28 protein-coding genes are annotated in these 24271 nt (G+C 43.9%); 4 read left to right on the top strand and 24 right to left on the bottom strand.

Features of this window, described 5'->3' with window-relative positions; genetic code table 11:
• Positions 1-76: 76 nt before the first annotated feature.
• On the bottom strand, positions 77-472 hold the full coding sequence (locus DUN60_RS20745) for a nitrous oxide-stimulated promoter family protein (protein WP_017079273.1): 396 nt from the start codon (positions 470-472) through the stop codon (positions 77-79).
• Between the two features lie 2 nt (positions 473-474).
• The gene (locus DUN60_RS20740) at positions 475-990 is read right to left on the bottom strand and encodes a GNAT family N-acetyltransferase (protein WP_114635307.1); all 516 of its coding nucleotides are present in this window, start codon (positions 988-990) and stop codon (positions 475-477) included.
• Positions 991-1087: 97 nt separating this feature from the next.
• On the opposite strand from DUN60_RS20740, the gene DUN60_RS20735 reads away from it, so the two are divergent.
• Positions 1088-1318, top strand: a complete 231-nt coding sequence (locus DUN60_RS20735; RefSeq protein WP_114635306.1) for a DUF2986 domain-containing protein — start codon at positions 1088-1090, stop codon at positions 1316-1318.
• 151 nt (positions 1319-1469) lie between these two features.
• Here DUN60_RS20735 and DUN60_RS20730 read toward each other — a convergent pair whose 3' ends face one another.
• The 9 genes from DUN60_RS20730 to DUN60_RS20690 form a co-directional block, all read right to left on the bottom strand.
• Complete coding sequence (locus DUN60_RS20730) at positions 1470-2393, bottom strand: metal ABC transporter substrate-binding protein (RefSeq protein WP_114635305.1); 924 nt, start codon at positions 2391-2393, stop codon at positions 1470-1472.
• Positions 2394-2395: 2 nt separating this feature from the next.
• Positions 2396-3271, bottom strand: coding sequence for a metal ABC transporter permease (locus tag DUN60_RS20725; RefSeq protein WP_017075990.1), 876 nt, complete (start codon positions 3269-3271; stop codon positions 2396-2398).
• A complete protein-coding gene (locus DUN60_RS20720; protein ID WP_114635304.1) occupies positions 3271-4005 on the bottom strand; it encodes a metal ABC transporter ATP-binding protein in 735 nt (244 codons plus the stop codon). Before DUN60_RS20720 ends, DUN60_RS20725 begins: the two co-directional genes overlap by 1 nt.
• Complete coding sequence (locus tag DUN60_RS20715; protein ID WP_114635303.1) at positions 4005-4940, bottom strand: metal ABC transporter solute-binding protein, Zn/Mn family; 936 nt, start codon at positions 4938-4940, stop codon at positions 4005-4007. Before DUN60_RS20715 ends, DUN60_RS20720 begins: the two co-directional genes overlap by 1 nt.
• Positions 4941-4985: 45 nt before the next feature.
• Positions 4986-5543 carry a DUF6162 family protein gene (locus DUN60_RS20710; RefSeq protein ID WP_114635302.1) on the bottom strand — a complete coding sequence of 186 codons (558 nt, stop codon included), beginning with the start codon at positions 5541-5543 and terminating at the stop codon, positions 4986-4988.
• The gene (locus DUN60_RS20705) at positions 5540-5875 is read right to left on the bottom strand and encodes a hypothetical protein (RefSeq protein WP_017079279.1); all 336 of its coding nucleotides are present in this window, start codon (positions 5873-5875) and stop codon (positions 5540-5542) included. The genes DUN60_RS20710 and DUN60_RS20705 overlap by 4 nt, the downstream gene beginning before the upstream one ends.
• Positions 5876-5990: 115 nt before the next feature.
• Entirely contained in the window at positions 5991-6827 is an 837-nt protein-coding gene (locus tag DUN60_RS20700; RefSeq protein ID WP_114635301.1) for a DUF4198 domain-containing protein, read from the bottom strand.
• 100 nt (positions 6828-6927) lie between these two features.
• Positions 6928-7446: a DUF2271 domain-containing protein gene (locus tag DUN60_RS20695; protein WP_017082148.1), complete on the bottom strand. Its 519-nt coding sequence runs from the start codon at positions 7444-7446 to the stop codon at positions 6928-6930.
• Between the two features lie 97 nt (positions 7447-7543).
• A complete protein-coding gene (locus tag DUN60_RS20690; protein WP_114635300.1) occupies positions 7544-8173 on the bottom strand; it encodes a PepSY-associated TM helix domain-containing protein in 630 nt (209 codons plus the stop codon).
• 417 nt (positions 8174-8590) lie between these two features.
• Here DUN60_RS20690 and DUN60_RS20685 point away from each other — a divergent pair, with 417 nt between their 5' ends.
• A complete protein-coding gene (locus DUN60_RS20685; RefSeq protein WP_114635299.1) occupies positions 8591-8911 on the top strand; it encodes a hypothetical protein in 321 nt (106 codons plus the stop codon).
• 166 nt (positions 8912-9077) lie between these two features.
• On the opposite strand, the gene DUN60_RS20680 is transcribed toward DUN60_RS20685, so the two are convergent.
• The 7 genes from DUN60_RS20680 to DUN60_RS20650 form a co-directional block, all read right to left on the bottom strand.
• Complete coding sequence (locus DUN60_RS20680) at positions 9078-10256, bottom strand: tetratricopeptide repeat protein (RefSeq protein WP_114635298.1); 1179 nt, start codon at positions 10254-10256, stop codon at positions 9078-9080.
• Complete coding sequence (locus DUN60_RS20675; protein ID WP_008219721.1) at positions 10253-10873, bottom strand: energy transducer TonB; 621 nt, start codon at positions 10871-10873, stop codon at positions 10253-10255. The genes DUN60_RS20680 and DUN60_RS20675 overlap by 4 nt, the downstream gene beginning before the upstream one ends.
• A gap of 19 nt (positions 10874-10892) precedes the next feature.
• The gene (locus DUN60_RS20670) at positions 10893-11297 is read right to left on the bottom strand and encodes an ExbD/TolR family protein (protein WP_004739212.1); all 405 of its coding nucleotides are present in this window, start codon (positions 11295-11297) and stop codon (positions 10893-10895) included.
• Positions 11294-11854 (bottom strand): MotA/TolQ/ExbB proton channel family protein, encoded by a 561-nt coding sequence (locus tag DUN60_RS20665; protein WP_010429842.1) that lies wholly within the window; start codon positions 11852-11854, stop codon positions 11294-11296. The genes DUN60_RS20670 and DUN60_RS20665 overlap by 4 nt, the downstream gene beginning before the upstream one ends.
• The gene (locus DUN60_RS20660; protein ID WP_114635297.1) at positions 11854-13230 is read right to left on the bottom strand and encodes a MotA/TolQ/ExbB proton channel family protein; all 1377 of its coding nucleotides are present in this window, start codon (positions 13228-13230) and stop codon (positions 11854-11856) included. Before DUN60_RS20660 ends, DUN60_RS20665 begins: the two co-directional genes overlap by 1 nt.
• A complete protein-coding gene (locus DUN60_RS20655; RefSeq protein WP_114635296.1) occupies positions 13230-13997 on the bottom strand; it encodes a DUF3450 domain-containing protein in 768 nt (255 codons plus the stop codon). The genes DUN60_RS20660 and DUN60_RS20655 overlap by 1 nt, the downstream gene beginning before the upstream one ends.
• Before the next feature lie 179 nt (positions 13998-14176).
• Entirely contained in the window at positions 14177-16309 is a 2133-nt protein-coding gene (locus DUN60_RS20650; RefSeq protein WP_114635295.1) for a TonB-dependent siderophore receptor, read from the bottom strand.
• A gap of 548 nt (positions 16310-16857) precedes the next feature.
• On the opposite strand from DUN60_RS20650, the gene DUN60_RS20645 reads away from it, so the two are divergent.
• Positions 16858-18162 carry a dicarboxylate/amino acid:cation symporter gene (locus DUN60_RS20645; protein ID WP_012600580.1) on the top strand — a complete coding sequence of 435 codons (1305 nt, stop codon included), beginning with the start codon at positions 16858-16860 and terminating at the stop codon, positions 18160-18162.
• A 237-nt stretch (positions 18163-18399) separates the two neighbouring features.
• Here the strand turns inward: DUN60_RS20645 and DUN60_RS20640 are convergent, their stop codons facing one another.
• The 3 genes from DUN60_RS20640 to DUN60_RS20630 all read right to left on the bottom strand — a co-directional run bounded on the left by DUN60_RS20640 (position 18400) and on the right by DUN60_RS20630 (position 21001).
• On the bottom strand, positions 18400-19785 hold the full coding sequence (locus tag DUN60_RS20640; RefSeq protein WP_054546804.1) for a sensor histidine kinase: 1386 nt from the start codon (positions 19783-19785) through the stop codon (positions 18400-18402).
• A complete protein-coding gene (locus DUN60_RS20635; RefSeq protein ID WP_054546803.1) occupies positions 19782-20447 on the bottom strand; it encodes a response regulator transcription factor in 666 nt (221 codons plus the stop codon). The genes DUN60_RS20640 and DUN60_RS20635 overlap by 4 nt, the downstream gene beginning before the upstream one ends.
• A gap of 80 nt (positions 20448-20527) precedes the next feature.
• Complete coding sequence (locus DUN60_RS20630; RefSeq protein WP_004731130.1) at positions 20528-21001, bottom strand: LabA-like NYN domain-containing protein; 474 nt, start codon at positions 20999-21001, stop codon at positions 20528-20530.
• A gap of 155 nt (positions 21002-21156) precedes the next feature.
• Here DUN60_RS20630 and DUN60_RS20625 point away from each other — a divergent pair, with 155 nt between their 5' ends.
• Positions 21157-21708, top strand: coding sequence for a DUF4174 domain-containing protein (locus DUN60_RS20625; RefSeq protein ID WP_114635294.1), 552 nt, complete (start codon positions 21157-21159; stop codon positions 21706-21708).
• 51 nt (positions 21709-21759) lie between these two features.
• Here DUN60_RS20625 and cobA read toward each other — a convergent pair whose 3' ends face one another.
• The 3 genes from cobA to nirD all read right to left on the bottom strand — a co-directional run bounded on the left by cobA (position 21760) and on the right by nirD (position 24258).
• A complete protein-coding gene (gene cobA, locus DUN60_RS20620) occupies positions 21760-22536 on the bottom strand; it encodes a uroporphyrinogen-III C-methyltransferase (RefSeq protein WP_114635293.1) in 777 nt (258 codons plus the stop codon).
• A gap of 459 nt (positions 22537-22995) precedes the next feature.
• The gene (locus DUN60_RS20615) at positions 22996-23811 is read right to left on the bottom strand and encodes a formate/nitrite transporter family protein (protein ID WP_017109568.1); all 816 of its coding nucleotides are present in this window, start codon (positions 23809-23811) and stop codon (positions 22996-22998) included.
• 123 nt (positions 23812-23934) lie between these two features.
• Positions 23935-24258 (bottom strand): nitrite reductase small subunit NirD, encoded by a 324-nt coding sequence (nirD, locus tag DUN60_RS20610; RefSeq protein WP_004731122.1) that lies wholly within the window; start codon positions 24256-24258, stop codon positions 23935-23937.
• Positions 24259-24271: the final 13 nt, after the last annotated feature.

Below are 24271 nucleotides of genomic sequence, written 5' to 3'. Positions count from 1 at the left end.
AGCAGCGTATCTACATCAAAAAGGTCTGAGAAATCAGACCTTTTTCGTTCCTTCAGCAACCACTTTAAAACGCCAGTTACTTCTTATTCATTCGGATATGGCGGTTCGACACATTCGGCAATGGCTTCTCTGGCACTTTCCGCTTCTCATGTATCAAATGTCGTATCGCTAAAATCGGATGCTTGAGTAGCATTCTTGGCCCAGCATATCGCATCACTAAACGCATCTGCTCTTTAGGGTCAGGCTTATAGCAATGAATCGGACACTTATTGCAGGTTGGCTTCGCCTCGCCATAAGGACAGCGGTCAAGTCGTGTTTCAGCATAACGCAACAGTTGCTCGCACTCTTCACATAACGCGTTGTCCAAACGAACAGCACCGTGATGATCTTTGCAATAGATGTGCACCATAGCAATAACAGTTTTGTACTCGGTTGCGAGTTCGCCTTGCAGAATGTTGTTATGTTGAAACATGATTAATTACTCAGTGATAGACCGTACAGGTTGAGATTGACGCTTTCATTGATCGCCTCTTCAACTCGCTCAAACACAAAACCCAACTTAGTCAGCAGTGCGATGCTTCGAATATTATCAGAGGTCGTGATGGCAACTAAATGATCGATATCAGCATTATGTTGAGCTTGTTCAATTATCGCTTGTGCCGCTTCCTTTGCATAACCTTGGCCATAGACTTCAGGTACAAAACCATAACCAATATCATGCGCCTCTAGTGTGTCTCTTTTAATCAAACCACAGACACCGATTGGCGTTGAAGACTCTTTAATCTCGACCATCAGTAAACACACACCCTTCTCTCTATACATCTTAAGAATGTTGTTTTCGATGTATTCAACAGCCTTGCCAGTATCTGTAATTTCCTTGTCTCCGATGTAACGTAAGAAATCTTCTGAGCTATATAATCGCTGGATAAACGCCGCATCATGAGGTGCGATCATTCTTAATCGTAAGCGTGCGGTTTCGACTGCCTGCATAGTGATATTTTCCTTGCTGGATAGCATGTAAATATTGAGTTCTAGATCTAAAATGATTATCCTCCACCGCATAAACTAAATACAAGGCTATGCAGCAATGAACCGTAAGAAAAAAATCAATCAAATTCTAAAGAAAAGACAGAAACAGGCGACCTCTAAACTGCATGGTAGCAACAAGCCTCGCTATATTTCTAAAGCTGACCGCGCAAAAATGGAAGCTGAAGAGCAAGCGAAAGCCGCTCAAGAGCAAGCTGAAGGCACAGTTGAAGTTTCTGTTGAATCGGAAGAAGCTGGTATCGAAACTAAAGAGACAAAAGCTGCAGAGTAAATTTTAGCTCGCAGCACTCTTGCCCAGCACTCTGACCCAAAACTCTGACCAGAGCCAACGGACAAGAACAAAAAAAGCAGCCTCTATTTGGGCTGCTTTTTTGATCGTATTTTTTGAACGAGCGGTTTATTAGCTAACTTATTTTAGCCACTTAACCTTTGAAAGGCTCAACTTCCCAGCGAGCAAATGGCGCTTTTGCGTTAATCCCTGCTCTTCCCCAACGATCTACGGAATCAACAACAAGAATTCGCTCATGCGGTACCAGTGACTTAATTAACGTCGTTGGCTTTTTCGCTGTGACTAACCAGAGTTCATCGTCTTCTGAAAACATCGTTTTGAGCTTCGCTTTGTCTTGATCTGTCCATTCAAGTTCTGCTTTGAACATACGCTCTTCAACAAACAGTTGGCTACCAGAAGCGAAATCTTCCAAACTTTCTGAAAGCAACAATACTGAATCTACGTCGTTATCCAATAACACCGCTTGTTGCTTGTTAATCAGTTCACGAACATCAAGCATTACGCGCTGTAGGTTGCTATCAATGGTCTCAGCTTGCGCCGGCCACAACAACTTAAAGTCATCAGCCACAATTGCCGCCATACGCGTTAGATTGGTTGGGTTTAACCACGCGTATTTAGACACTTCACCATTTGATAACGTCAGCGCAGCGACACCTTGCGCACGCGGTGTAATCGCTTGAGCAGCATCAACCTCGACCAAACGGATGTTGCCTTGTCTTGCGTATACAAATGTAGGATCAGCTTGCCAGATAGATGACAGCGTTAGTACAACAGTCGCCTTTTCACCTGACTTAAGCACCTTACTTGCGCCCTTAGTGCCAAACCAATTAGGCAAGCGATCAATGCCGTAACGTTTTGGTGGTAGGTATTCAGCGGTAATATCGGTGCCTTTGGTGAGCTCAGTCGCTAACGCGTAAGTCACAGGCGTACTGGTGAGGATATCCTCTGCATTAGCGCTGATAGACACTATTGAGCCAGCCAACAATAGGCTGCTTAATGCGCCCGCTTGAGTCGTTGCCTTCACTGAACTTGAAATACGATTCATTAAAGAGGTCATGATTATGCCTTTCTTACAATTCGGTATAGCGTTGCCGCTAAGAAAAACGTTGCAGAAACGATGATAATTGAAGCGCCAGATGGCACTGGCAATTTAAGTTCCATCGGTAAGACGGTTCCGACCAAACACGCGATGGTTGCCAGCAACGCAGAAAGCAAAACAAAGCTGCCCATGCGCTTAGTTAGCAATCGAGCCGTAGCACCTGGGATCAGCAATAACGCGCCAACCAGAACCGCACCCACTATTTTCACGGCTGCAATCGTCACTAGAGTGATCATCATGACAAACAGGTAGTCGTAGAAGCTGGTGTTATAGCCACGAACCTTGGCAATATCAGGACTAATACAAGTCAAAAGAATACGGTTGAACGTCGGTATCAAGAGCAAAATGATGATCGCGCAGCTGCCTGCGAGAATTGCTAAATCTTGGTCTGTTACTGTCAGAATCGATCCAAATAACACGTTCTCAAGCATGTGGATATTGATCTTACGTGCTACGTACATCAGCAATGCCGCGCCTACTGCCAATGCTAGCGCTAGAAACACACCAACTAAGGTGTCATATGGCACGTTGGTTCTGTTTCTTACAAAGTGAAGAAGCAAAGCGAAGATCATACAGAAGCTAAACAAGCCAATAATTGGGTTTTCTGGTGGCTCACCAAGCAGAACACCGATAGCGATGCCGGTTAAAGCCGCGTGGCCGACAGCTTCAGAGAAAAAAGCGAGACGCTTTGCAATCACCAAAGTACCAAGGCCACCTAGTAACGGGCCCAGTAATAATGCAGCAACCAGTGCATTCACCATGAACGCATACATGAAGCTGTCTGATAACCAACCCGCTTCAACGCCACTTACGGCAAGTTGTCGTAACCATTCCATTACGCAACCTCCTTCGATTTAGTGATGGTTGCACCACTGCTGTAGTGCTGGAATAAGCTTTCAATTTTACTTGGGTGCAGTACTTGTTCGTGAGAACCGCTATCAACCAAGAATCGATTCACAACATGTACATTGGCTTCAAGACGACGCACTGCGGTTACATCATGGTGAACCGCAAGGATCGTACGGCCTTCATCAACACATTCACGAATTAGAGATTCAAGATAACGAACGCCCTGCTCATCCATACCGGTCGTTGGTTCATCCAACACCAGTAAGCTTGGGTTATCCAATAAGGCTTGAGCAAACAATACACGTTGTTGTTCACCGCCCGATAACTGGCCCATACGGCGGTCGCTACGAGTCGCCATTCCCACTCGATCTAATTGTGCTAATGCAAGATCCAACTGCTTAGACTTGCGACGCCAAAATAGCGGAATTCGAGTTTGGTTAAGCAACACGAAATCCATTACCGTCAGGGGTAAGCTCGATTCGAAGGCCGCTTTTTGAGGAACGTAACCAATACTTGGCTTTTCTGGCCAATGAATATTGATTTGCCCAGAGAAAGGTGTGAGACCAAGAACAGAGCGCAGCAAAGACGTTTTGCCTCCGCCGTTTGGCCCCATGATCACATGGCACTGACCCGCTTTAAGTTCTAGTGAGATATCGTCAAGAATGACGTTGTTGTCGTATTGCAGACCGAGCTGATTAATTGAAATTGATGGACCTAGCATTATGCATTCCCGCTCTTCGCTTGGTTCGCCGCAGCAAATTTCATGGCTTCGATTAACGTCTCGAGGTTCTTCTTCATCTCAACTTCGACTTTATCGTCTGCATATTCGCCGTGCGTCATGTGAGAAAAACGGTAAAGCTGCACGCCTGTTTCCGCTTCAATGGTGTCAACAAAGCGATTTGGCATATTGAGCTCATAGAACAGAACATCAATGCCCGAAGCGCGGATCTTTTCGATCGTTTCTTGTAGCTGGCTCGCACTTGGTTCAACACCGTGTGCAGGCTCAATTACCGCCGCCACATCTACACCAAACTCTTGAAGGATATAGCCGTAAGCATTGTGCGTAGTCGCTACTTTCATGCCTGATGTGTCTAGCTCACCTAGTGACAACATCGCATCACGCTTCATAAAACGAAACTGCTTGGCGTATTTACGCGCGTTTTTACGATAAAACGCCGCGTTGTCTGGGTCGAGCTTAGAGACTTCGCTCGCGATGGTGTAAACCTTTTGAATCGTTGTCGAAAGGCCAACAAAGGTATGCGGGTTCACGGCACCTTGGCCAACAGACTGACCTAATGCGGGAAGTAGAGGCACTTCTTTGTTTGCTTCGATAACCACTAAGTCATCACGTTGCGCGGCTGAGATTACTTTTAGTGCGAAGTCGTCATGGCCAATACCGTTTACTACGATTGCATCCATCTGGCTCAATCGCTTCAAATCATTGGGTTGTGGTAAGTAGTTATGCGGATTAAACCCAGCATCAACCAATGGAAGGATGTTCACTTTGTCACCCACGACAGCTTTTACGTAGCTGTAGTAAGGTTGAAGCGTGATACCAATCGTTAGCTTGTCGCTGTCGATCTTGTATTCTTTTGCCAATGCATTGGGTGTCATTAACACCGCCAATAACGACATCAATAGAGTCATAATTCGCATAGTAAATCTCTTATTATTAGTGAGCATTTTTGTAAGCCGGATTGTTTAATGAGAAGAAGCATCATGCTGTTCAACTTCTGATTCATTGACGACCATTTTCCAGCCCGCAGACTCAAGTGTGTGTTGATCAAAAGTACCGGGCTGTTCTGCTACTCCACCGAAGTAGATCCAGATTTCAGGAGAGACGCTGTTGGCGTTTAAAATAAAGGAATCCGCAGAACCATGATCGGATGGCGTAGAAAAGTAGTAACCACGCTCGTCCAATAACCAAGTATGAGAACCTTTGCGCTTCCAACTCTGGTCTTCAACAAACGGCGCGACCCATTCGTCTTTAAGTGATACGACACTTGGCCATTCGCCGTCTGAGTCCATACGCAGGTCACGAATCTCTTCATGCGCTAAACGCAGCTCTGATAACATCGCCAAGTTTTCTTGCTCAACATCGGTCACTAAGATTTGGTGATCAAGTACCGCTTTTACGTGGGATTCTGCTTGATGAACTGGGATAGCTATCGTGGCAAAGCTCAGAATGAACACAATGATCAGCCCTACCCATTTGCCTTCTCTGCCGCCCGTGTCAGCACGTACACCTTGGATCATCATTTCTCGCTGATCTCTACAACATCGACTTCAACAGGAAACTCATGGCCTGAATCAAACACAAGGTAGAACTCAGTATCAGGATTTGGGAACTCGACGATAGAACGCTTATCCGTCATCTCTTTTGCAATCAAGTTGTCTTCGTAGTCGTACATCTCAACCGCGTAATCAATCGCTTTACTACCGTCTGAATAGCCCGCTTCGCAAGCCACGGTTTTGCCTTCAAACCAGCAGCTCATCAGTGGAAAGTGTGCTTGCGCAGGTAATGCCGCGAAACCAAGTCCCAGTGCCAAGCATGGAGTGATTATCGATTTTAGTTTTGTTTTTATTGTCATGGTTCGTACCCTAGCCACTGTGCAAATTCTCAGAAGTTAACTGAGCGATAAAGGGCTCAAATGAGCCCTTAAGTTTTTAGTTGCTTAATCAGGAATCGAGCCCCGATATCACAGATTATTGAAGCAATGCTTCGAACGTTAGGTGAACGTTCGCGCTTGCTTTGTCTGCCAGTGGGTTGTCAATCAACTCACCTTTGTAGTTCGCTTTCATTACGTAACGACCCGCTACGTCTGGAGTGAAGGTAATTTCACCGTTCTCGTTACTCACAACATCAATCTGCTCTTGGTGGTTACGGTAAAGCGTGCCTTCTCGAGTGATTTCAGCTTTCACGTCTTTTTGAATTTCACCGTTGTAGAAGAATTGGAACGTTACTGGTTCACCTTCAATGATGTCTGAAGGGTGCGTGACTGGCTTCATTTCAAGTAGCTTGCCTTCAATTTTGAAGACTGAATCCGATGGCTTACCTACTGTGATGTAGCTTTCTGCACGAGTGAAGCTGATTTGTGTTACCACGTCACGCGACTTTTCAGGAAGAACTGAATCACGTTCCGCTTTGTTTGCTTTGATCCATTTCACTGTGTCACGACGACCCGCTTTGTATTGCGTGTAGTAAGAAGGCTCATTGTTGATTGCAACTTTGTGCGTACCTTCTTCTTCGAAGTAGAAATCAAAAATAGAACGACGTTTACCACGAATAACAAAGTTAGGACGCTCGCTGCGACCATCTGGCATGATGACATGTGCGTTTTCACTGCCTGCTGGCTTATCGAAAACGAACGTACCGTGAGATGCAGTAACGTCGAACGTTAGCCAGTCACCGCCTTCTTTAGACACGGTAAAGTGAGACGGCAGGATCCAACGTGGGTGAGCTTGCGCTGTTGTCGTTGCTGCTAGGCCGAATGCCATCACACCCGCTAGTGCAAGTGCCTTAATTTTTGTCTGTTTCATCATGTTCAATTCCATTATTTATAATTGTTAGCCGTGTCGCTCTATCTGAGCCTACGATGACGACTGTCTATTCTGTTGAGTTTGCTTTTGCTATTCGCACTTACTATTTAGCGATGTAGTTCAGAGTGATTTCACCCGTCTCTTCTGTCGCCTTTAGCTCATAAGAAGCATTTACATCCGTTAGCGATACTTTTTGACGAAGGTAATTACGGCCGCCGTGTTCACGCACAACCTCGATATGAACCGTGTATTCGCCTTGCTCTAGAGTTTGGCCATCATCGCTCTTACCATCCCAAACGAAACGGTACTGGCCAGCAGGACGCGTTGCAGAAGTCACTGCATCAACCAATTCACGATCGTAACGCCCAACTTTTCTCCACCAGCTACGTAAGTCTTTAAGCCATTCATCTTTACCGACCCAAAGCTCAATGGTTTTCACTGACTTTCGTTCGCTGTTCTCTACCCACACCGCCACATAAGGACGCGCGTACATAGAGGTATCAATCTTTGGAAGCTTAAAGTTCACATCAAGTTTTGCCGTATCAGGGATCGCTTGTGCCATACCTAGGCTTGGCAAAAGAGATAAAGCAAGAAGCGCCTTGCTCCAGTTCATTTTTTTCATGTTTAACAACCTTTTAAATCCGTTTAGCCTTTAGTTCATTCTTCAAGCTGATTCACTAAACTGACTCATCAGCCTAATTCATCAAGCTAACGAGGGGTTAAGGTACCGCGACAAAATAGATAGCAAGCGAGATTACAGACCCAAATACCGTCCATTTAATGGAGGTATTCAGTGTTTTTTTCTTAGGTAACAGTAAGCACACGCCTGTAAGTACAAAGAAGATCATCAGTAGCGCTGTGATATCGATGAACCACTTCCAAACTTCACCGCTGTTACGGCCTTTGTGTAGATCGTTCAAAAGTGCGATAACGCCGTAATTGGTGGTTTCGACTTCCACCATTTCAGACGCCACGTCAACGAACACAGAGGCGTTGTAGCCTGGTCCTTTGAAGTCCATAGACACTTCACCGATCAGCAACTCACCGCCTTCAATCTCGGCGTAGATGTCTAAACCTGAAGGAACGCCAGATAGGTTGGCTTCTTCAAACAGAAATGTTTCAAAGGCCGTTTCGTCGGCTTTTAATCGCCCGTCTTGGATTGAAAATAAACTTGTAGGAAGCGTTAACGTAGACCGTTGGATATTGGGTTGGGTTGATTCAAATAATTCAGGTCGATTAAGGGTGATACCTGTCACTGAGAAGAAAAGAACAACGAACAGAAGCGCCATTGAAATATAAACATGAAGTCGACGAGCCCATGATTGAACCGCCCTACTTTTTAACGACATACAAACCAATACCTATAAATTTTATGGCGACAATTTAGTTGATAATCATTCGTATTGGCATTCAATTTACATTGTTTACGTTTGCCGAGCGGCGTAAGGAAATTTACATAACATTACATGGGAAGTAATCGAACTGTTTATCTACTCTGTTAACGTGTAAATCTTGCTAACGTTTAGAGCTGGCGGTAATAACAGTTTCAAACGTCAATCAAGGGGACAAACGTCAATGTGATTCAACCGAAAGATCATCGATAGAAAGCAATAGGTGGATACACCGTGCATTTAAGAAACGAAAACTGGAAGTATTTAGAACTGAGATCACTATCAAGATCATTAACATCAGGATCTGTTCAAGAGTAGTTTAAGCTTATTGTCTATAAAACGAGCATGGCGATACATGTTTAAAAGGATTTTGAAATGCGTATGATTATTTTAGCTTTTACCATGTTGGTAACGGCTTGTACTAGCCAGATTATCGGCACTGACGAACATATCGAGAGTTATATCGGCTCCAATATTGCCGACGCCCAAAAGTTGTATTTAACGCCTCACTCTCAAGCTGTTTCATTTTGGGAGTCGCGCACGTTTGCTTGGGTAGAAACTCAAACCCCACTCGAGAATGGCGAAACACAACATGCTTTCAAAAACCCCTATCGTGACTGCACTATCAACTGGGTTGCTGACCAAAACGGAATGATCATCACGGGATCGCACAGTGGCGAGATGTGTAGCCCTTAACTTTGCCTTTGCTCATATCTCGATCAAACAGCAAGGCCTAATGAAGCACTAAGGCTCAATTTTATTCAATATATAAAAAAGGGTGTCATTTGAACGATCAAATGACACCCTTTTGCTTTTCTTGTTTCTAATGTGCTGTTTCTTGTCTTCTGTTTGCTATGAGCGGTTAGACGTTTCCGTTATCACTGACTGTTCGTAGCTGAGTAAGATATTTGATCCAACCTTTCGCCTCAGAAGATGGTTCAATGTTGTTCGCACGCTTGGCTTGAGCAAGGGCGTTATCAAGATTCTTTAACTTGTACCATGAACGCACTTTCGCTAAAGCAACGTCGGCTTGTTTGTTTTTGTCTTTCACTTTGTCTAAAACAACCAACGCTCGGTCGTAGTAACCTTGCTGAACCAATAGCTGTGCCACATTCCAGTGGTATTGAGTGTCCTTTTTAGAGGCTAACGTCCACACTTCAATGGCATTGTCCCACTCTTTAGCTAGCTGCCAGTAAGTTGCTTGCTCAGCCAGAAGTTGAACATCGCTGTTCGCGTCATCTAACTTACTTATTTCTTCAGCAGCTCGCTCTGGAATACCTCGTTTGGCATAAAGCTGTGCTAATAAACGGCGATCCGAATTTTTAAGCTCAACGCCCTGTAAATCAGCCAGTGCTAACGTGTTCAATGCATCACGATTACGTTCCAATCTTAGCTGAATACCGACAAGTTGACGCCACCAGTTATCTTTCTCTGGTTGAAGTTCAATGAGGCTTTCCAGTGTCGGAATAGACTGCTTCCACTGTTTTAACTGAAGCTGTGCGCCCAATTTTAGCGATAGAGGCGACAACTCTGCTTTTGAATTGAATTTGTCTCGATTACCGATGGCAACTAGGACTTTCGACCAGTTTTCAATTTGGTATTCAGCTTGTGCAATTCGCATCCAAAGCGTATCTTTCTTTTCTTTTTCTGGCGCTGTTTTCACTAACTCGTAATAGTGCGGAAGCGCGTTTTTAAACTGCTGATCGTTCAACAACAAATCAGCCAGCATGCGTTTCGTTATCCAAGCCTGTTCATCAACCAGCAAATTGCTGTCGACCGCATAAGTAAGCTGCTTAATTGCCGTGTCGGTTTTGCCATCTTGCCAGTAAAACACACCAAGCATACGAGCTACGTACGCTTTGTCGTAGCCTTTAGAAAGCTCCAAGCCTGCAAGAACGTCAATCGCCTGTTTAACCTGTTCATCTTGAGCAAGCTTGTGCGCTTTTTGAACACGAATAGCAGTATATTGAGTTAGCTCTTTTGCTTGTGTTGTAAGGGGCATTAACAACACGCCCACTAATATCCATATATGTTTCATCATTTTGCCAACTTAAACTCTAGTTTCACGGTTTGACCAACCTGAGCTATCGCTTTTCCATCGACGACTTTCGGTTGATATTTCCATTTTTTAAGTGCTCTCATCGCTTCACGTTCAAACATACGACGTGGGTTTGCGTCAGTAACTTGAATGTCAATTGGGCGTCCCGTTTCATCGATGGTAAAAGACATAATCACATGGCCTTCAGCGCCACGTTTAAGCGCTTTCGCAGGGTAACGAGGCTCTACTCGGTACAAAGGCATCGCCTGTTGGTTTGACCCAAAATCAGAGAATGTCGGTGCGTTAATCGCTAAGCCATCAATGGATGTATTCAAATCCAATGAAGGCAAAGAAGACATCGAATTCAGAGGCGTAACTTCAGCTTGTGACTGAGACGTTTGCGCCTCCGGTGGCGGCTCTGGCATTTCTGGTTTTTCAGGGACTGCACGTTGTCTTCTTTGGACTTCTTGTTCTTGTTCCACCATTACCATGTTGAAACTTAACGTCTCGCTATCGTCTGGTGAACGTTGGTGGCCATTATCGACCATCCAAGCCATGAAAGAAAACAGCGCTAAGCCCAATGCACCCGCTAGCGGTAAAGCAAGAAATAGGCGAATCATTTATGAAGATCCTCCAAGATCATCGCTTATCAGCAGCAAGCGCAATGTTTTTGACACCAGCACCTTTCGCGGCATCCATCACTTTAACAACAGTACCGTTGTAAGCGTGTTCATCCGCTTGAATAACCAAAGAAGCATCAGGTTGTTCTAGCAACAAGTGCTCTAGGGTTGCTTGGACACGTTCAACATCAACGACACGCTTATCAATGAAAATGTCGTTCGCAGAAGTAATCGCAACAAAGATGCCTGCATCCTTTTGGCTTACTACGTTAGAAGCTTGTGGGCGATTGACTTCAACCCCTGATTCACGAACAAATGAACTGGTCACAATAAAGAAAATAAGCATGATAAAGACAATATCAAGCATCGAAGTAAGGTCTATTTGAGCCTCTTCGTTTTTAGAATGACGTCGACCGAGTCTCATCGTTGACTCCTTAAAGATTTTTCTAATTTCAATTCTAAGCGGTTACATACTTTCGCTAAGCGAGCGTGCACGAACATGCCCGCTAACGCTGCAACCATGCCTGCCATGGTAGGCAGTGTTGCTAACGAGATACCTGAAGCCATCAATTTAGGGTCACTGCTGCCTTGTGTCGCCATGACATCAAAAACAGAGATCATACCGGTTACGGTACCTAACAAACCCAACATCGGACAAATAGCGACTAACAGCTTAATAAAATTTAAGTTTTGGTTAAGCAAGATACTTGCTTGCCCTAACCAACCTTCACGTATGGCTTTGGCATGCCAAGAAGAGTGGTCTTCTCTTTCATGCCATTTCGCTATCCAAGCTTGGCGTTGCTTAGGAAAGTAGAACGCAAGATAAAGCACACGTTCTACCACAAGCACCCAATACACTAGGACGACAGCCGCTAGCCACCACAGGACGAAACCGCCCTGCTCCATAAAGCTTGATAAAGACAGCAGCCAGTCACTCGTTAACCAACTCGCTGGTAATAGAGAACCCGACAAAATATCCATTACGCAGCAGTCCCAACTGGTGAAACAACAACGTTTGATTCAACGGTCTTTTCAGCCTGCTCAGCAACAAGACCAATACCTTGTTTCTCAAGAATATTGCGAATGTTTTCTGCTTGAGTGCTAAGAATGTTGTGTGCCAGTAGAAGAGGCATTGCCGCAACCAGACCAAGTACCGTAGTTACAAGTGCCATCGAAATACCACCCGCCATTACTTTAGGGTCGCCATTACCAAACTGTGTGATCACTTGGAATGTTTCGATCATGCCAGTTACTGTACCTAAAAGACCCAACATTGGTGCTAGTGCCGCCAATAGCTTGAGCATCGATAAGCCTTTCTCTAAGTGAGTCTGTTCATCAACTACCGCTTCTAAAAGTCGCAGCTCTAGAGCTTCAACCGTTTGGTTTTGTTCTTTGTTGTAAACCGCAAGAACACGGCCTAGTGGGTTATCACCCGCTTGCTCAGGGTTCTTAAGTTGCGCACGGATTTTCTGGCGTGCGATAGCTAGTGAAACACCACGAACCAATGCGATGATTAGACCAATAGCCAATAAGCCAAGAATCACTTTACCAACCACACCACCCGCTTGTAGACGGTCAGTTAGGCTTGGCGTCAGTGCTAATTGCTCTAGCATGAACCCGCGAGAAGGATCGACAACGACATTAGATACGTCACCATTCGCAAGTGAAGAAAGTGACGCTAACGTTGGACCATTTGATGGCTGTTTCAGATACGCAATTGCATCTTCACGCTGAGTGTTCCAGCTAACATAGCCTTGGTCTGTTACTAGGCCAATTGAACCTAAACGATAAGCGTCGACAGACTGTGTGTTGCCTTCGCCATTGATGAATGCAATTTGAGATTTGCTAAGCTCTGAGCTTGCTTGGATCTGTTCCACCATGCTCATCCACAAACCAGAAAGTTGTGGCATTGATGGCAGGGATTTAGCATCGATAATTTGATCAACAGTTGCGGTATGCTCAGCACGATCAACACTGTTTACTGTTGAACTAAGCTCTGCGCCCAATTCTTTTGCGTTCTGACGAACGACGCCGAATAGCTCACCTAAACTACCAGTTTCTAAACGCAGCTTCTCTTCTAAGCGAGCAAGTTTGTTTTCGTTATCACTGAACGTCTGAGTAAGAACGTCTGTAGCGCCTTGGATTGAAGTACGTTTCGCTTCAAGCTGCGTCTTGATCGCTTTCAGTTCTTGTTCTGTCTTTTTGAAGTCAGCTTCACGCACTACGTTGTGAGAAGCTTGAGTGCGATTCTCTGATTTAGCCTCGTTAACTAGCTGAGCAGTCGTATCAGAAGCTGAGAAAGCAGAAAATGAAATTGAAGTAATACAAAGCAATGCTGCTAATGGCTTTAAGTTCATTACTTAACCTCCGCAACAGTTAAAGAAACAGGTAAAGTAATCAAGCTTGGAGCCGCTTGTTGACCAGCAATATCGTAGGCTTTATCTAGCTCAGACTTCATCGAAGAATCAAGCTCTTGCCATTGATCTTCTGTTTGATCCCAAGACCAGTATTGGCTTCCATTTAGATTGCGAGCGACTAAAGAAATGCGACCTAGGTGCAGTACATCAGCCTCAATCGTTTTTTCACTCGTCAATGCTACACGACCTTGATAAACACCCAGCTTGATACCGTAGTCCATCTCAATTTGATATGCCTCTAGGATACGACGATACTTTTCTGCATCACTTACATCCGCGCGAGTCATCATCACTTGCAGCTTTTCAACTCTTTCTAGACGCTGTTCTTTCTTGATTGGCACATCTTGCTCAACTAACTGCTGAAGGCCATCAATCATCTGGTACATCAGAGGCACAACACCTTGACGTGTATATTTGATTTCGTCGATCTGTGCTTCAATGCTCTGAGCTTCTTGATTCTGGCTCTCAACCAATGCAGCAAGATGGTCGTGATAGATTTCTAAGTTTTTAACTTCTTCTTGCAGACGCTCAATCTCAGCTTGCAGCATTAAAGTCGCTTGTGAGCTTTTATCAATAACCTTTTGGCTCGAAGCCGACGCGTTATTGGTCTTGTTTTGAATTGATTGAGCTTGATCCAAGCCGTTTGCCATAGAAGACGTTGCAACCAAACTGATGGCAAGCGCTAGGCTAGTTTTTAAAAGATTCATAATTGTCGTCATTTACTATAAGAAGAAGGTCAAATGAGCTTTATTGATAAGCGGTCTCATTATCATTAAAAGTCACTCGCATTACTAGGGATATTTTTACTAAATAGCAGAATCACGAAAGGGGAAAGTCGAAACCTTCCCCTTAGTAATTAAGCTATCAATGACACCCTACAGACAAATTAGTATTTAACCTGCAGTGTTGCCATGTAGTTGCGGCCTTCGCCAACAACAACGCTGCTTGTGCTGCCACCTTCAAGGTAGTCAGTATCAAACAAGTTCTCTACGTTGAAACGTGCAACAAAATCTAGGTTTTCGTCATACTTCATTGTATGAGACACACCCATGTCTACACGAGTGTAAGCATCTTTTTTGAATGTGTTAGCGCTTTCTGTGTAACGCTCACCTACATGATAAATGCCTAGGTTTACATCAGTGCCGTTGTTGAATGCATAAGTAGACCAAATGCTAGCCGTAAACTCAGGAACGTCTGCTGGAGTTTTACCTTCAAGTGCAGGGTCATTTTGGTATTCGGCATCCAAGAACATGGTTGATGCACTCAAAGAGAATGCGTCAGTCATGTAGCCGGTAGCCGACAGTTCTACACCAGTATGAACTTGCTCACCAACTTGGCTTGTACGTGTCTCTTTACCGTTATTGCTTGCTGGATCTAGATCTTCAGTCACTTGCATGTTCGATTGAGTGATCTGGAACAATGCTCCTGATACAAACAGACGCTCATCAAACAGTTCCCATTTAGAACCTAGCTCGTAAAGTGTGCCCTTCTTAGCATCTTGAGACTGACCAAAGTTCACGTCATCTTTATCTGTGATTTCGCCAACAGGTTCGAAACTTTCAGAGTAAACCGCGTAAATAGAACCATTAGACGCTGGTGAATAAATCACACCAAGCTTAGGAAGAATGTTGTTGTAGCTTTCTTCTTGATTAGAGCTGCTCGTCGTTTTGTCGTAAGCGAAACGCACGCCACCAAGTACTTGCCACTGTTCAGTCAGCGTTACTAAGTCTTGAACATAAACACCGTAGTGTTGGCTTTCAGAGTGAGACACTTCATTGTCGTTCTTGTAGCTAACGTTAGAAGGCATATCAAAGCCGTTACCACATGCAGCAGCTGCTTCAGCTTCTGTTGCGTTAACACATGTGTAGCCAGAATCGTATAAACGCTCGTAATCGTAATGTAGGCCATTCACACCAACAAGTAGGCGGTGGTTTACACCTAGTGCATCGAAATCACCAGTAAAATCTACATAAGCCGTGTCAAACGTCCACTCGTCGTGACGATCTGATACTTTGTATCCATATCCAGTAATGTTGCCACTTTTATCTTTCTGCGAATCTACACCATTATCAGATTCAGTACGTTGACGCTCATAGAACTGACGGCTGATGCCAGTCTTCACAGACCAAGCGTCGTTCAAGTTAGCGGTTACGGATGCACCGTAGTTTGCAACGTCGTTATCCGTTTGAGCAAAGCGTTGATCATTAACCGTGTTAGGGTCGATAGCCTTGCCTGTAGAAGTATCAATTTTAGAACCATTGTCTAAATCGCCCTCTTCGATTGTGCGGTCGTAGTGCACAGACAACATGATGTCTTCGTTAATATCGTAATCAACAAATAGACCACCAACAAAGCGGTCAGTCTCTACATCTGTACCGTCAAAACGTGTGCGGTAAGAGTCTTGATTTTCTTGTGAAACAATAAGACGAGCACGTAAAGTTTGGTCATCGTTCAATGAGCCACTTACATCAGCAGTAGTACGAGTGTAGCTATCAGAACCAATATCTTGGCTTACGTTAACTTGAGTTTCGTATGTTGGCTTCTTAGAAACCATGTTCACAAGGCCGCCAGGAGCAGACTTACCGTAAAGTAGACCAGCTGGGCCTTTCAATACTTCAACTCGCTCCAGAAGCTCTACCGGTTGGCGGTAATGAGACCAGTGTTGAACACCATCACGCAGGTAACCAGAGCTACTCTCCAAATTAAAACCACGAAGCGTGAAACGCTCACGGTTAGTTGACTTAGAACCCGCACCAACAGATGCGTCGTTCTTAAGAACTTCACCTAACGTACTTGCACGCTGTTCATCGATGATTTGCTCATCGATTACTGAAACTTGTCCCGGAGTCTCTAATTGAGTCGCCTCCATGCGCATTGCTGTTGTGTTTGTGTCGGCCTTGTAACCGTAGTCACGACCTTCAACAACCATGTGCTCGTCTGTTTTTACTGTTTCTGCCAATACTGCTGGTGAAGCTAATACTGCGCCGATCACTAAGGCCAATGGGCTCTTTGAAAACATGTCCTTTACTCCGCTTTTATTCTTTTGTACGAGCACTTTGTTATTTATTCGATGTGCTCGGTTGAACCGTTTCCGGTACCACTGAATCATTTCGGGAGTGAATATAAGTGATAATTATTACCATTTGCATTAAATTTACATTCTTTGCATTCGTAAAGATTTGTAAAGCCCACTGAACGTACACTTTCTTTAGCTCAACAAAATCAATTCAATACGTTAATTGAGCGTGCAGATCTGTAAACATGAAGTCAACATTTCACTATAAGGTCATTTGTCTGATCAATCTAAGCAGCCAAGATCAATACAAATACTGTCTTGTCTTATTTACTACCTTTGAAACGACTGATTGATGTATAAAACCCTCGATAAATGTAAATAAATGGTGAATTATTTTGTTTTTATTTGTTTAATTTACACAATTATCAGTGATTTTGATCACATCTATAATTTCAAACTCATTTTTTGTTTTTCGATTTGATCAACCGACTGCTAATCTCCCGCTCACTTTGAAAAGGTATCAAAGTTATAAATAATAAGGAGTGTTCTAAATGAATACCAAGAAACCTATGTCTCTAACTGGTCGAGTTATCCTCGGTATGGTCGTGGGCATATTAACGGGATTTGCCATTCAATCCCTTTTTGCAGACAGCGGATTTGTTAACAACTACATCGTTAACGGACTCTTTGAAGTAGGCGGACAGATTTTTGTCGCCAGTTTAAAAATGCTTGTTGTGCCACTAGTCTTCGTTTCACTAGTGTGCGGTACAAGCTCTCTTAAAGACTTATCAACTCTTGGCCGTATGGGTGGCAAAACGCTTGCACTTTATATCGGTACTACAGCCGTTGCTATCACTCTAGCACTTACTATCGGCAACCTGTTCCAACCTGGAGCTGGTGCGGATCTTACTGCTGCGAGCTCTTTCAAATCAGCGGATGCCCCTTCTTTGGGCCAAGTAATCATCGACATGTTCCCAACCAATCCTATTCAGGCGATGGCTGAGGGCAAAACGCTGCAAGTTATCGTATTTGCTGTGTTGTTTGGTATTGCAATCAGTGCAGCGGGTAAACCTGGCGAGCGTATCGCTGCGGTTTTCTCTGATTTGAACGAAGTGATCATGAAGCTTGTTGCGCTACTGATGAACCTTGCGCCTTATGGTGTGTTCTTCTTGATGGCGAAGCTGTTCTCCGGCCTTGGTTTAAGCGCAATCTGGAACCTAGCAGAATACTTCTTAGTACTTGCAGGTACCCTACTCCTACACGGTTTGGTTACTTACAGCGCGATGCTAAAAGGTTTCACAGGTTTAAGCCCTATTACGTTCTTACGTAAGATGGAAGATGCCATCATGTTTGCATTTTCAACGGCATCTTCAAACGCAACGATTCCAGTAACTATGGAAACGGCTAAAAACCGCATGGGCGTAGACAACAAAGTCGCTTCTTTCACTGTACCACTAGGTGCAACAGTGAACATGGACGGCACTGCTATCATGCAGGGTGTTGCAACGGCGTTTATCGCACAAGCCTACAACATTGACCTTACTATGGGTGACTACTTGATGGTTATCCTAACAGCGACATTGGCGTCTGTTGGTACTGCAGGTGTTCCTGGTGTTGGTCTTGTTATGCTAGCGATGGTATTGAACCAAGTTGGCTTACCGCTTGAAGGTATCGCGCTTATTATGGGTGTTGACCGCCTTCTTGATATGATTCGTACCGCTGTAAACATCACAGGTGATAGTGCCGTAACTATCATTGTGGCTAAGTCTGAAGGTTCTTTTGACGAAGCTCGCTTCAATGACCCAGCAGCTGGTGAGAAAGAAGAAGAAGTTAAGCTAGCACGCCAACAGGCATAATCTAGTTTCTCTGTCGCTCTTACCTTCAAACTGAGGCGTAATTAATGGCTATGCCTTAGCTAATAATCAAAAGCGTATAAACAAAAACGCCACTGCATCTGCAGTGGCGTTTTTTATTGGGCTATGTTTCTAAGCTATATTACTTAGTTATATTTCTTAGTTATATTTCTAAGCAATGTTTCTCAGCACGCTTTCAGTCATCGTTATAGATGGAGCACGACAGGTAATAACAGGAAGCTAATCAGCGATTGGGAACATTAGATTTACTCTCAATCCCCCACCGTCTCTATTCTCAGCAGTAACATGCCCATTCATCACTCCCATCGCTTCCTTCACGATCGCTAGCCCAAGACCGTAACCACCAGACTGTTTATCACGGGCTGACTCTATGCGAGTAAACGGATCGAAAATCCCTGCAATCTTGTTATCAGGAATGCCATGGCCGTCATCTTCTACAGATATGACACTGTAACGTTTATCGGTTAACAGTTCATAGGTAGTCACGACAACATGAGCATTCTCACCCGCATATTTGATCGCGTTACTGACCAAATTACCGATAACTCGCAGGAGCAACCTTTCATCAACATTAACCATTGATGTCGGCGTCTCTAAATCACCAATCAAAGTTTGATTCGGTTTTAAATCATTTTGCATCTGCGCGATTAGCATCGAACAATAATGCTCAAGATGCATCAAGCTTAACTTGGAGTCATAGCGAGACGTTTCTAGACGACTGAATTCAAGGATCTCACCCACCAGCTTGTTCATCTCTTCCGTTTCGCTTTCCATTCGCTCAAGCAAGCCAATACTCTTATCATCTACCTTGCTGCGCAACAGGTGCAATGCGAGGTTTTGCCTAGCCAATGGTGTTCTAAGTTCATGAGACACATCACGAATCAAACGGCGTTGCTTTTCAGCCAAAGACTTAATCTCAACCGTCATATGATCAAAATCATGGGCAAGTTCGTTGAACTCCCGCGTCGTAGAATTTAACTCAGAAACAACACTGACAGTGAAGTCGCCTTGCGCTAATCTTCGGCTCGCTTCTCTTAATCTATCCAGCGGCTGCTGCAGGCTTTTCGCCATGATAATTGAGAACAGAGACAACACGATCAAAGCTATTACCGCTTTCAACATGTAAGAATATGGCGCAAAGGATTTAGCCGGGTGAAACTGGTGAGGGAGTTGGATAACCAGTGTTTTACCGTTATCGAGTGGCAGGCCGAATATCGGCTTACTCACACGGTCACTAAGTTGATGATCTAAGGTACGCAGGTACTTGAGTTTGAATTCAAAGTGCGGATGCATGTGTCGATGGGTAATTGGTCGATTATTTTCATCAATCACAAATAGATAGTAACCTTGAGCATTGCCCCAGTCAGCTAACTCATCCATATCCCCTTCTTCGATCAGCACATTAGCTTGATACGCAAGATCCAACATTTCAGCTTTGACGGATTCTGGAACCTTCAACAAAGCCTTCATCAACGCTCGTTCAGCCACGCCTTGAAGGATTAATATACTTACCAGAATCACCGTCAGGTAACTGAACAACTGGAACGTTAAGCCATCCTTACGCTTGGCAATAAAATCAGGGCAACGCAGCAGTTTCTGACTCATACCCCTACCGACTCTAGGTAGCTATAGCCTTTACCACGAACGGTTTTGATATGTTGCTTAGACAAGCCAGCTTGAACGAGCTTTCGACGTATATTACTGATATGCATATCTAAATTACGATCGAAAGGACAGAGTTCTTTCTTTAGAACATGGATTTGAAGGTCAGATTTAGATACAACAATACCGTCGTTTTTGACCAAGTAATCAAGCAGTTCTTTCTCAGTACCCGTTAACGGTAAACGAGAAAGTTGTTCACACAAGCCTTGATTAGGTGAAGCCAAAGATTGCCTTTGACGTTCAAAACCAACGCGGCGCAAGATCACCTTGATTCGGGTTAGGAGCTCAGGAACATTGAAAGGTTTGGCGATATACTGGTCGGCTCCAGCTTGGTAGCCATCCAGCATAGAGGCATCGTCGTTCAGTGCAGTCAGCATAAGAATAGGAGTAGCAAAACGCTGACAAATACGTCTTGCCACTTGAATTCCGCTCAAGTTTGGAAGCATTACGTCTAGTAGAACCAAATCGACAGGGTTCGATTGAATAAACTCTAGCGCAGATTCACCACAATGAACGGTATCGACGTGATACCCCTCATTTTCCAATACTTCACCCAGTAACTCACACAACTGGATATCATCATCAACAACTAAAACGCGAGACATTGCACACACCGATAAATAAGAACAGTTTGCATTCTAATTATCGTTATTATTGATTTCAATTATAAAGTGCAGGATTTCCTCTATAGAAGAAAATCTTTTTCAATCGGTACAAATTTTGAGGCAGAATCGATAAGATTTTGAGCAGTTAACCCCGGAACACCATACACTTCAACAGGTTTGCCAAAACGCTCTTTGATTCGCTCTACAAGGATCTCGAAATCACCGTCTCCTGATACCAAAACAATCGTATCAACCGTCTCTGCGAGTTCTATCGCGTCTAACGCAATACCTACGTCCCAGTCGCCTTTTGCACTGCCATCTCGACGCTGAATAAAGGGTTTTAACTTCACATTAAAACCAACACCACGAAGGATATGATGAAATTGACGCTGCTTAGGATCTTGGCTTGAGATTGCGTAAGCATTAGCTGCCACAACGTTACGCCCTTCCGTGGCAACATACCAAAACTGGTTATAGTCGAAGTTAGAACGGTATTTGTCGCGCGTTGTGTAGTAAACGTTCTGAACGTCGACCAAAATTGCTATGTTTTCCATAATTTCATACCTTTAGATTTTCCGTATACCCTATTCTATTCAACTCTAAAATGCGAGCCGCTTTCTTTAATAAAAATGAACTCATTGGCTATGCTTAACGTAGTTGTTATTAGCTTAACTCAGAGCTTGTTTGAGTTTATCAAGGAAGGTGGAACATGCAGTACCGACAAATAATCAGATCGTACGTTGGCAGCAACACCAATGGCTCAGTATTGCCACGTTGCTGCGCAGCGATAACCAAAGCAATATCCAAACCATTGAAAACTCTATTAACAAGCGTGGTTATGTTTATGATTCTGTCAGTCAACTCGTTGCACGCTTACCCAGCCTACTCTCACTCCAAGGCCTTGCCGCACCGCAGTGTGATCTATTTTGCACCGAAGGAGGACTCTGCCGTCAAAGAGTTTCTCAATGAAGTGTTGATCAATAACTGTCAATTGGACGAACGTGATGTGGTCGTAATGGTAATAGCAGAAAGCGGCTACACCGTACCGACATGGCTTGATGAAGAGTTTAATCTAGAGGCAGTAACCAGCATCTATGAGATACAGAAAGGGTCGCATACTGCTGTTTTGATAGGTAAAGACGGAAAAGAAAAGCATCGATGGAATGGGAAGACTGATTGGAACCTTATCACCAACATTATTGATGAGATGCCTATGCGCCAAAAAGAAATGCAGCGACAAAGTAGCCGCTGCAGTATTTGATTCTTAGTCAGCTAAGCGGTCGCTTAACACATTAACTTGTAAATTAATCAATTAAGCTTGCTTGTTAAACCAAGCCAATTTTTCATGAAGCTGAGCAACGCTACCTACCACAATCAATGCTGGGCTTTTTGCGACACTCGCAAGGTTGGCTAAGTCACTCAAACCACCACGGAACACTTTCTGTTCTTGGCGCGTACCATTTTCAATAATCGCAACAGGCATGTCTGCTCGCATACCGTTATCTAGTAAGTTTTTCTGAATGTTCGGGCTCTCTTTTAAACCCATGTAAAACACGATCGTGTGATTGTGTTGAGCAAGCGAACGCCAATCAATATCTTCACCATCTTTCTTTAGATGACCAGTAATGAATTGAACGCTTTGTGCGTGATCTCTATGTGTAAGCGGAATACCCGCATACGCGGTCGCGCCTGCAGCTGCGGTGATACCGGGTACCACTTCAAATCTCACACCATTTTCAGCCAGAGTTTCGCACTCTTCACCACCACGACCAAAGATAAACGAGTCACCGCCTTTAAGGCGAACAACATGTTTATTTTCTTGCGCTTTAGTCACCAGCAGTTGGTTGATCTGATCTTGTGGTACACAGTGATGGTCGAGCTTTTTCCCCACATACAGCATTTCTGCATCGGCATTAGCCATTGCCAAGATATCTCTAGATACTAAGCGGTCATAAACGACCACATCAGCCTGTTGGATAACACGTGCCGCTTTTAGGGTAAGTAAGTCTGGGTCACCAGGGCCCGCGCCTACTAATGAAACCAATCCTTTGGTTACTTCTTTAACATTCGATGACGATACTTCTGACATGCTGTGCTCCGAAGGTTTGCTTGTTCTATCTCAAGCTTTAATCTATGTGATAAGTCACTGTATTCATGATGACTTATCCAAATCCTTAACCCTTAGACTATCAGGTGTTGAATTAAATATTCAGTCTAAATACTAACGAAGATAGAAGTAATTATAACAAAACAGTCTATTGCAGGTATTTGATACCAATCGTAGTAAATAACTGTTCATCCTAGCTGGTTAAAACGCTCGATAACTTCGTTAGAATTTTTGATTGTAGAATAACTACTTATCGAAAAATTCCGCCTTGTTCTCAAGCCTTTTTCCTGTGCTATTTCTGATCACTTACTTACTGTGATTGGTATTACTCAATAACAATCAACGCATTGATGATGTTTAAGGCGTTCGAACTAAAAAAGCCCCAAACATGTTGTTGGGGCTCTTAATCTCATACTAAATTACGTTTCACCGTATTCAGAATTACTTAGCACCTAGAGAAGGAGCTGTTCTTGCGTGTGTTAGGAACAAAGGAACACATGTTAAGAAAAGGCCACCTACGATGTTACCAAGGATTGTAGGGATAAGGTTGAAGTTCAACCATGTCGCGATACCGAAATCAGCGCCTAGAATCATACCTAGTGGGAATAGGAACATGTTTACTACTGTATGCTCGAATACTAATGCGAAGAAGATAAAGATTGGGAACCACATCATTGCTACACGACCAGACACAGTACGTGCTGTCATGTTACCAATCACGCCTAGACATACCATTAGGTTACAGAAGATACCGCGTACGAAACACGTGATCCATCCGTCCATACCCATGTTTTCAAAACCTAGGCTACGAGCTGTAGAAACCGCGATGAACTTTTGTGCTACTGCGTTTGGATCTAAAGAGAAGTTACCCGTTAATGAGATAGCAACCAGTACCGCAACGATTAGAGAACCGATGAGGTTACCAAGGCCAACAATACCCCAACAACGTAGAACACGCCCCCAAGTCACACCTGGGCGGTTATCGAATTTCGCTAAAGGAGCAAGGCCAAATACACCCGTTACTAGGTCGTAGCCCATAACACTTAGAATAACGAAGCCCACTGGGAACACAAGAGCGCCAACAATACCAATGCCTGTTTGCACGATAGTCGTAATTGCCACAACAACAGCAAGAGAAAGAATGATGCCTGCCATTGTGCTTCGAATCAGAAGATCGCGAGTACTTGTTTTCGTTTTCGCTTCACCCACATCGATCATCGTTTGAACGAATTCAGCTGGTTTAAAATCAGGAGACATAAGGTTGTCCTTAAAAAGTTAAAATTAAAAGTTAAAATCGGATAGGAAAAGGTTCTAGTTGCCGAACTAAGGCAATGTCGATAACTAGAACCCTTGATCTATCAAATCTTGTTACGTATTCGATTATGCTGAGATTTCAACAGCACCTTTGGTAATTCGAGCTTTATACGCTTTCACGCTGAAGTTCTCGTCTTCCATGCACACACCTGTTGCTAGGTTAAAGCGTTGTTTCTTAAGTGGGCTCGCCACCCAAAGCTCACCTTTGTGCTCAACCGTTAAACCGCGAGATAAAACGTTTGATTGGAAAAACGGGTCAGTATTACTAATAGCGAACACTTCTTCAGCTTTAGTTGGGCGGAAAATAGCAACTTGCTCACCACCAACCAATGCACAAACACCGGTACCTGGAATAATATCTTCGATCTTACAAACTTTGGTAAATGCCATGATGTCGTCTCCC

The organism is Vibrio splendidus (genome assembly GCF_003345295.1).
Classification (GTDB): Bacteria; Pseudomonadota; Gammaproteobacteria; order Enterobacterales; family Vibrionaceae; genus Vibrio; species Vibrio splendidus_K.
This window is presented reverse-complemented; position numbering and strand designations above follow the sequence as displayed.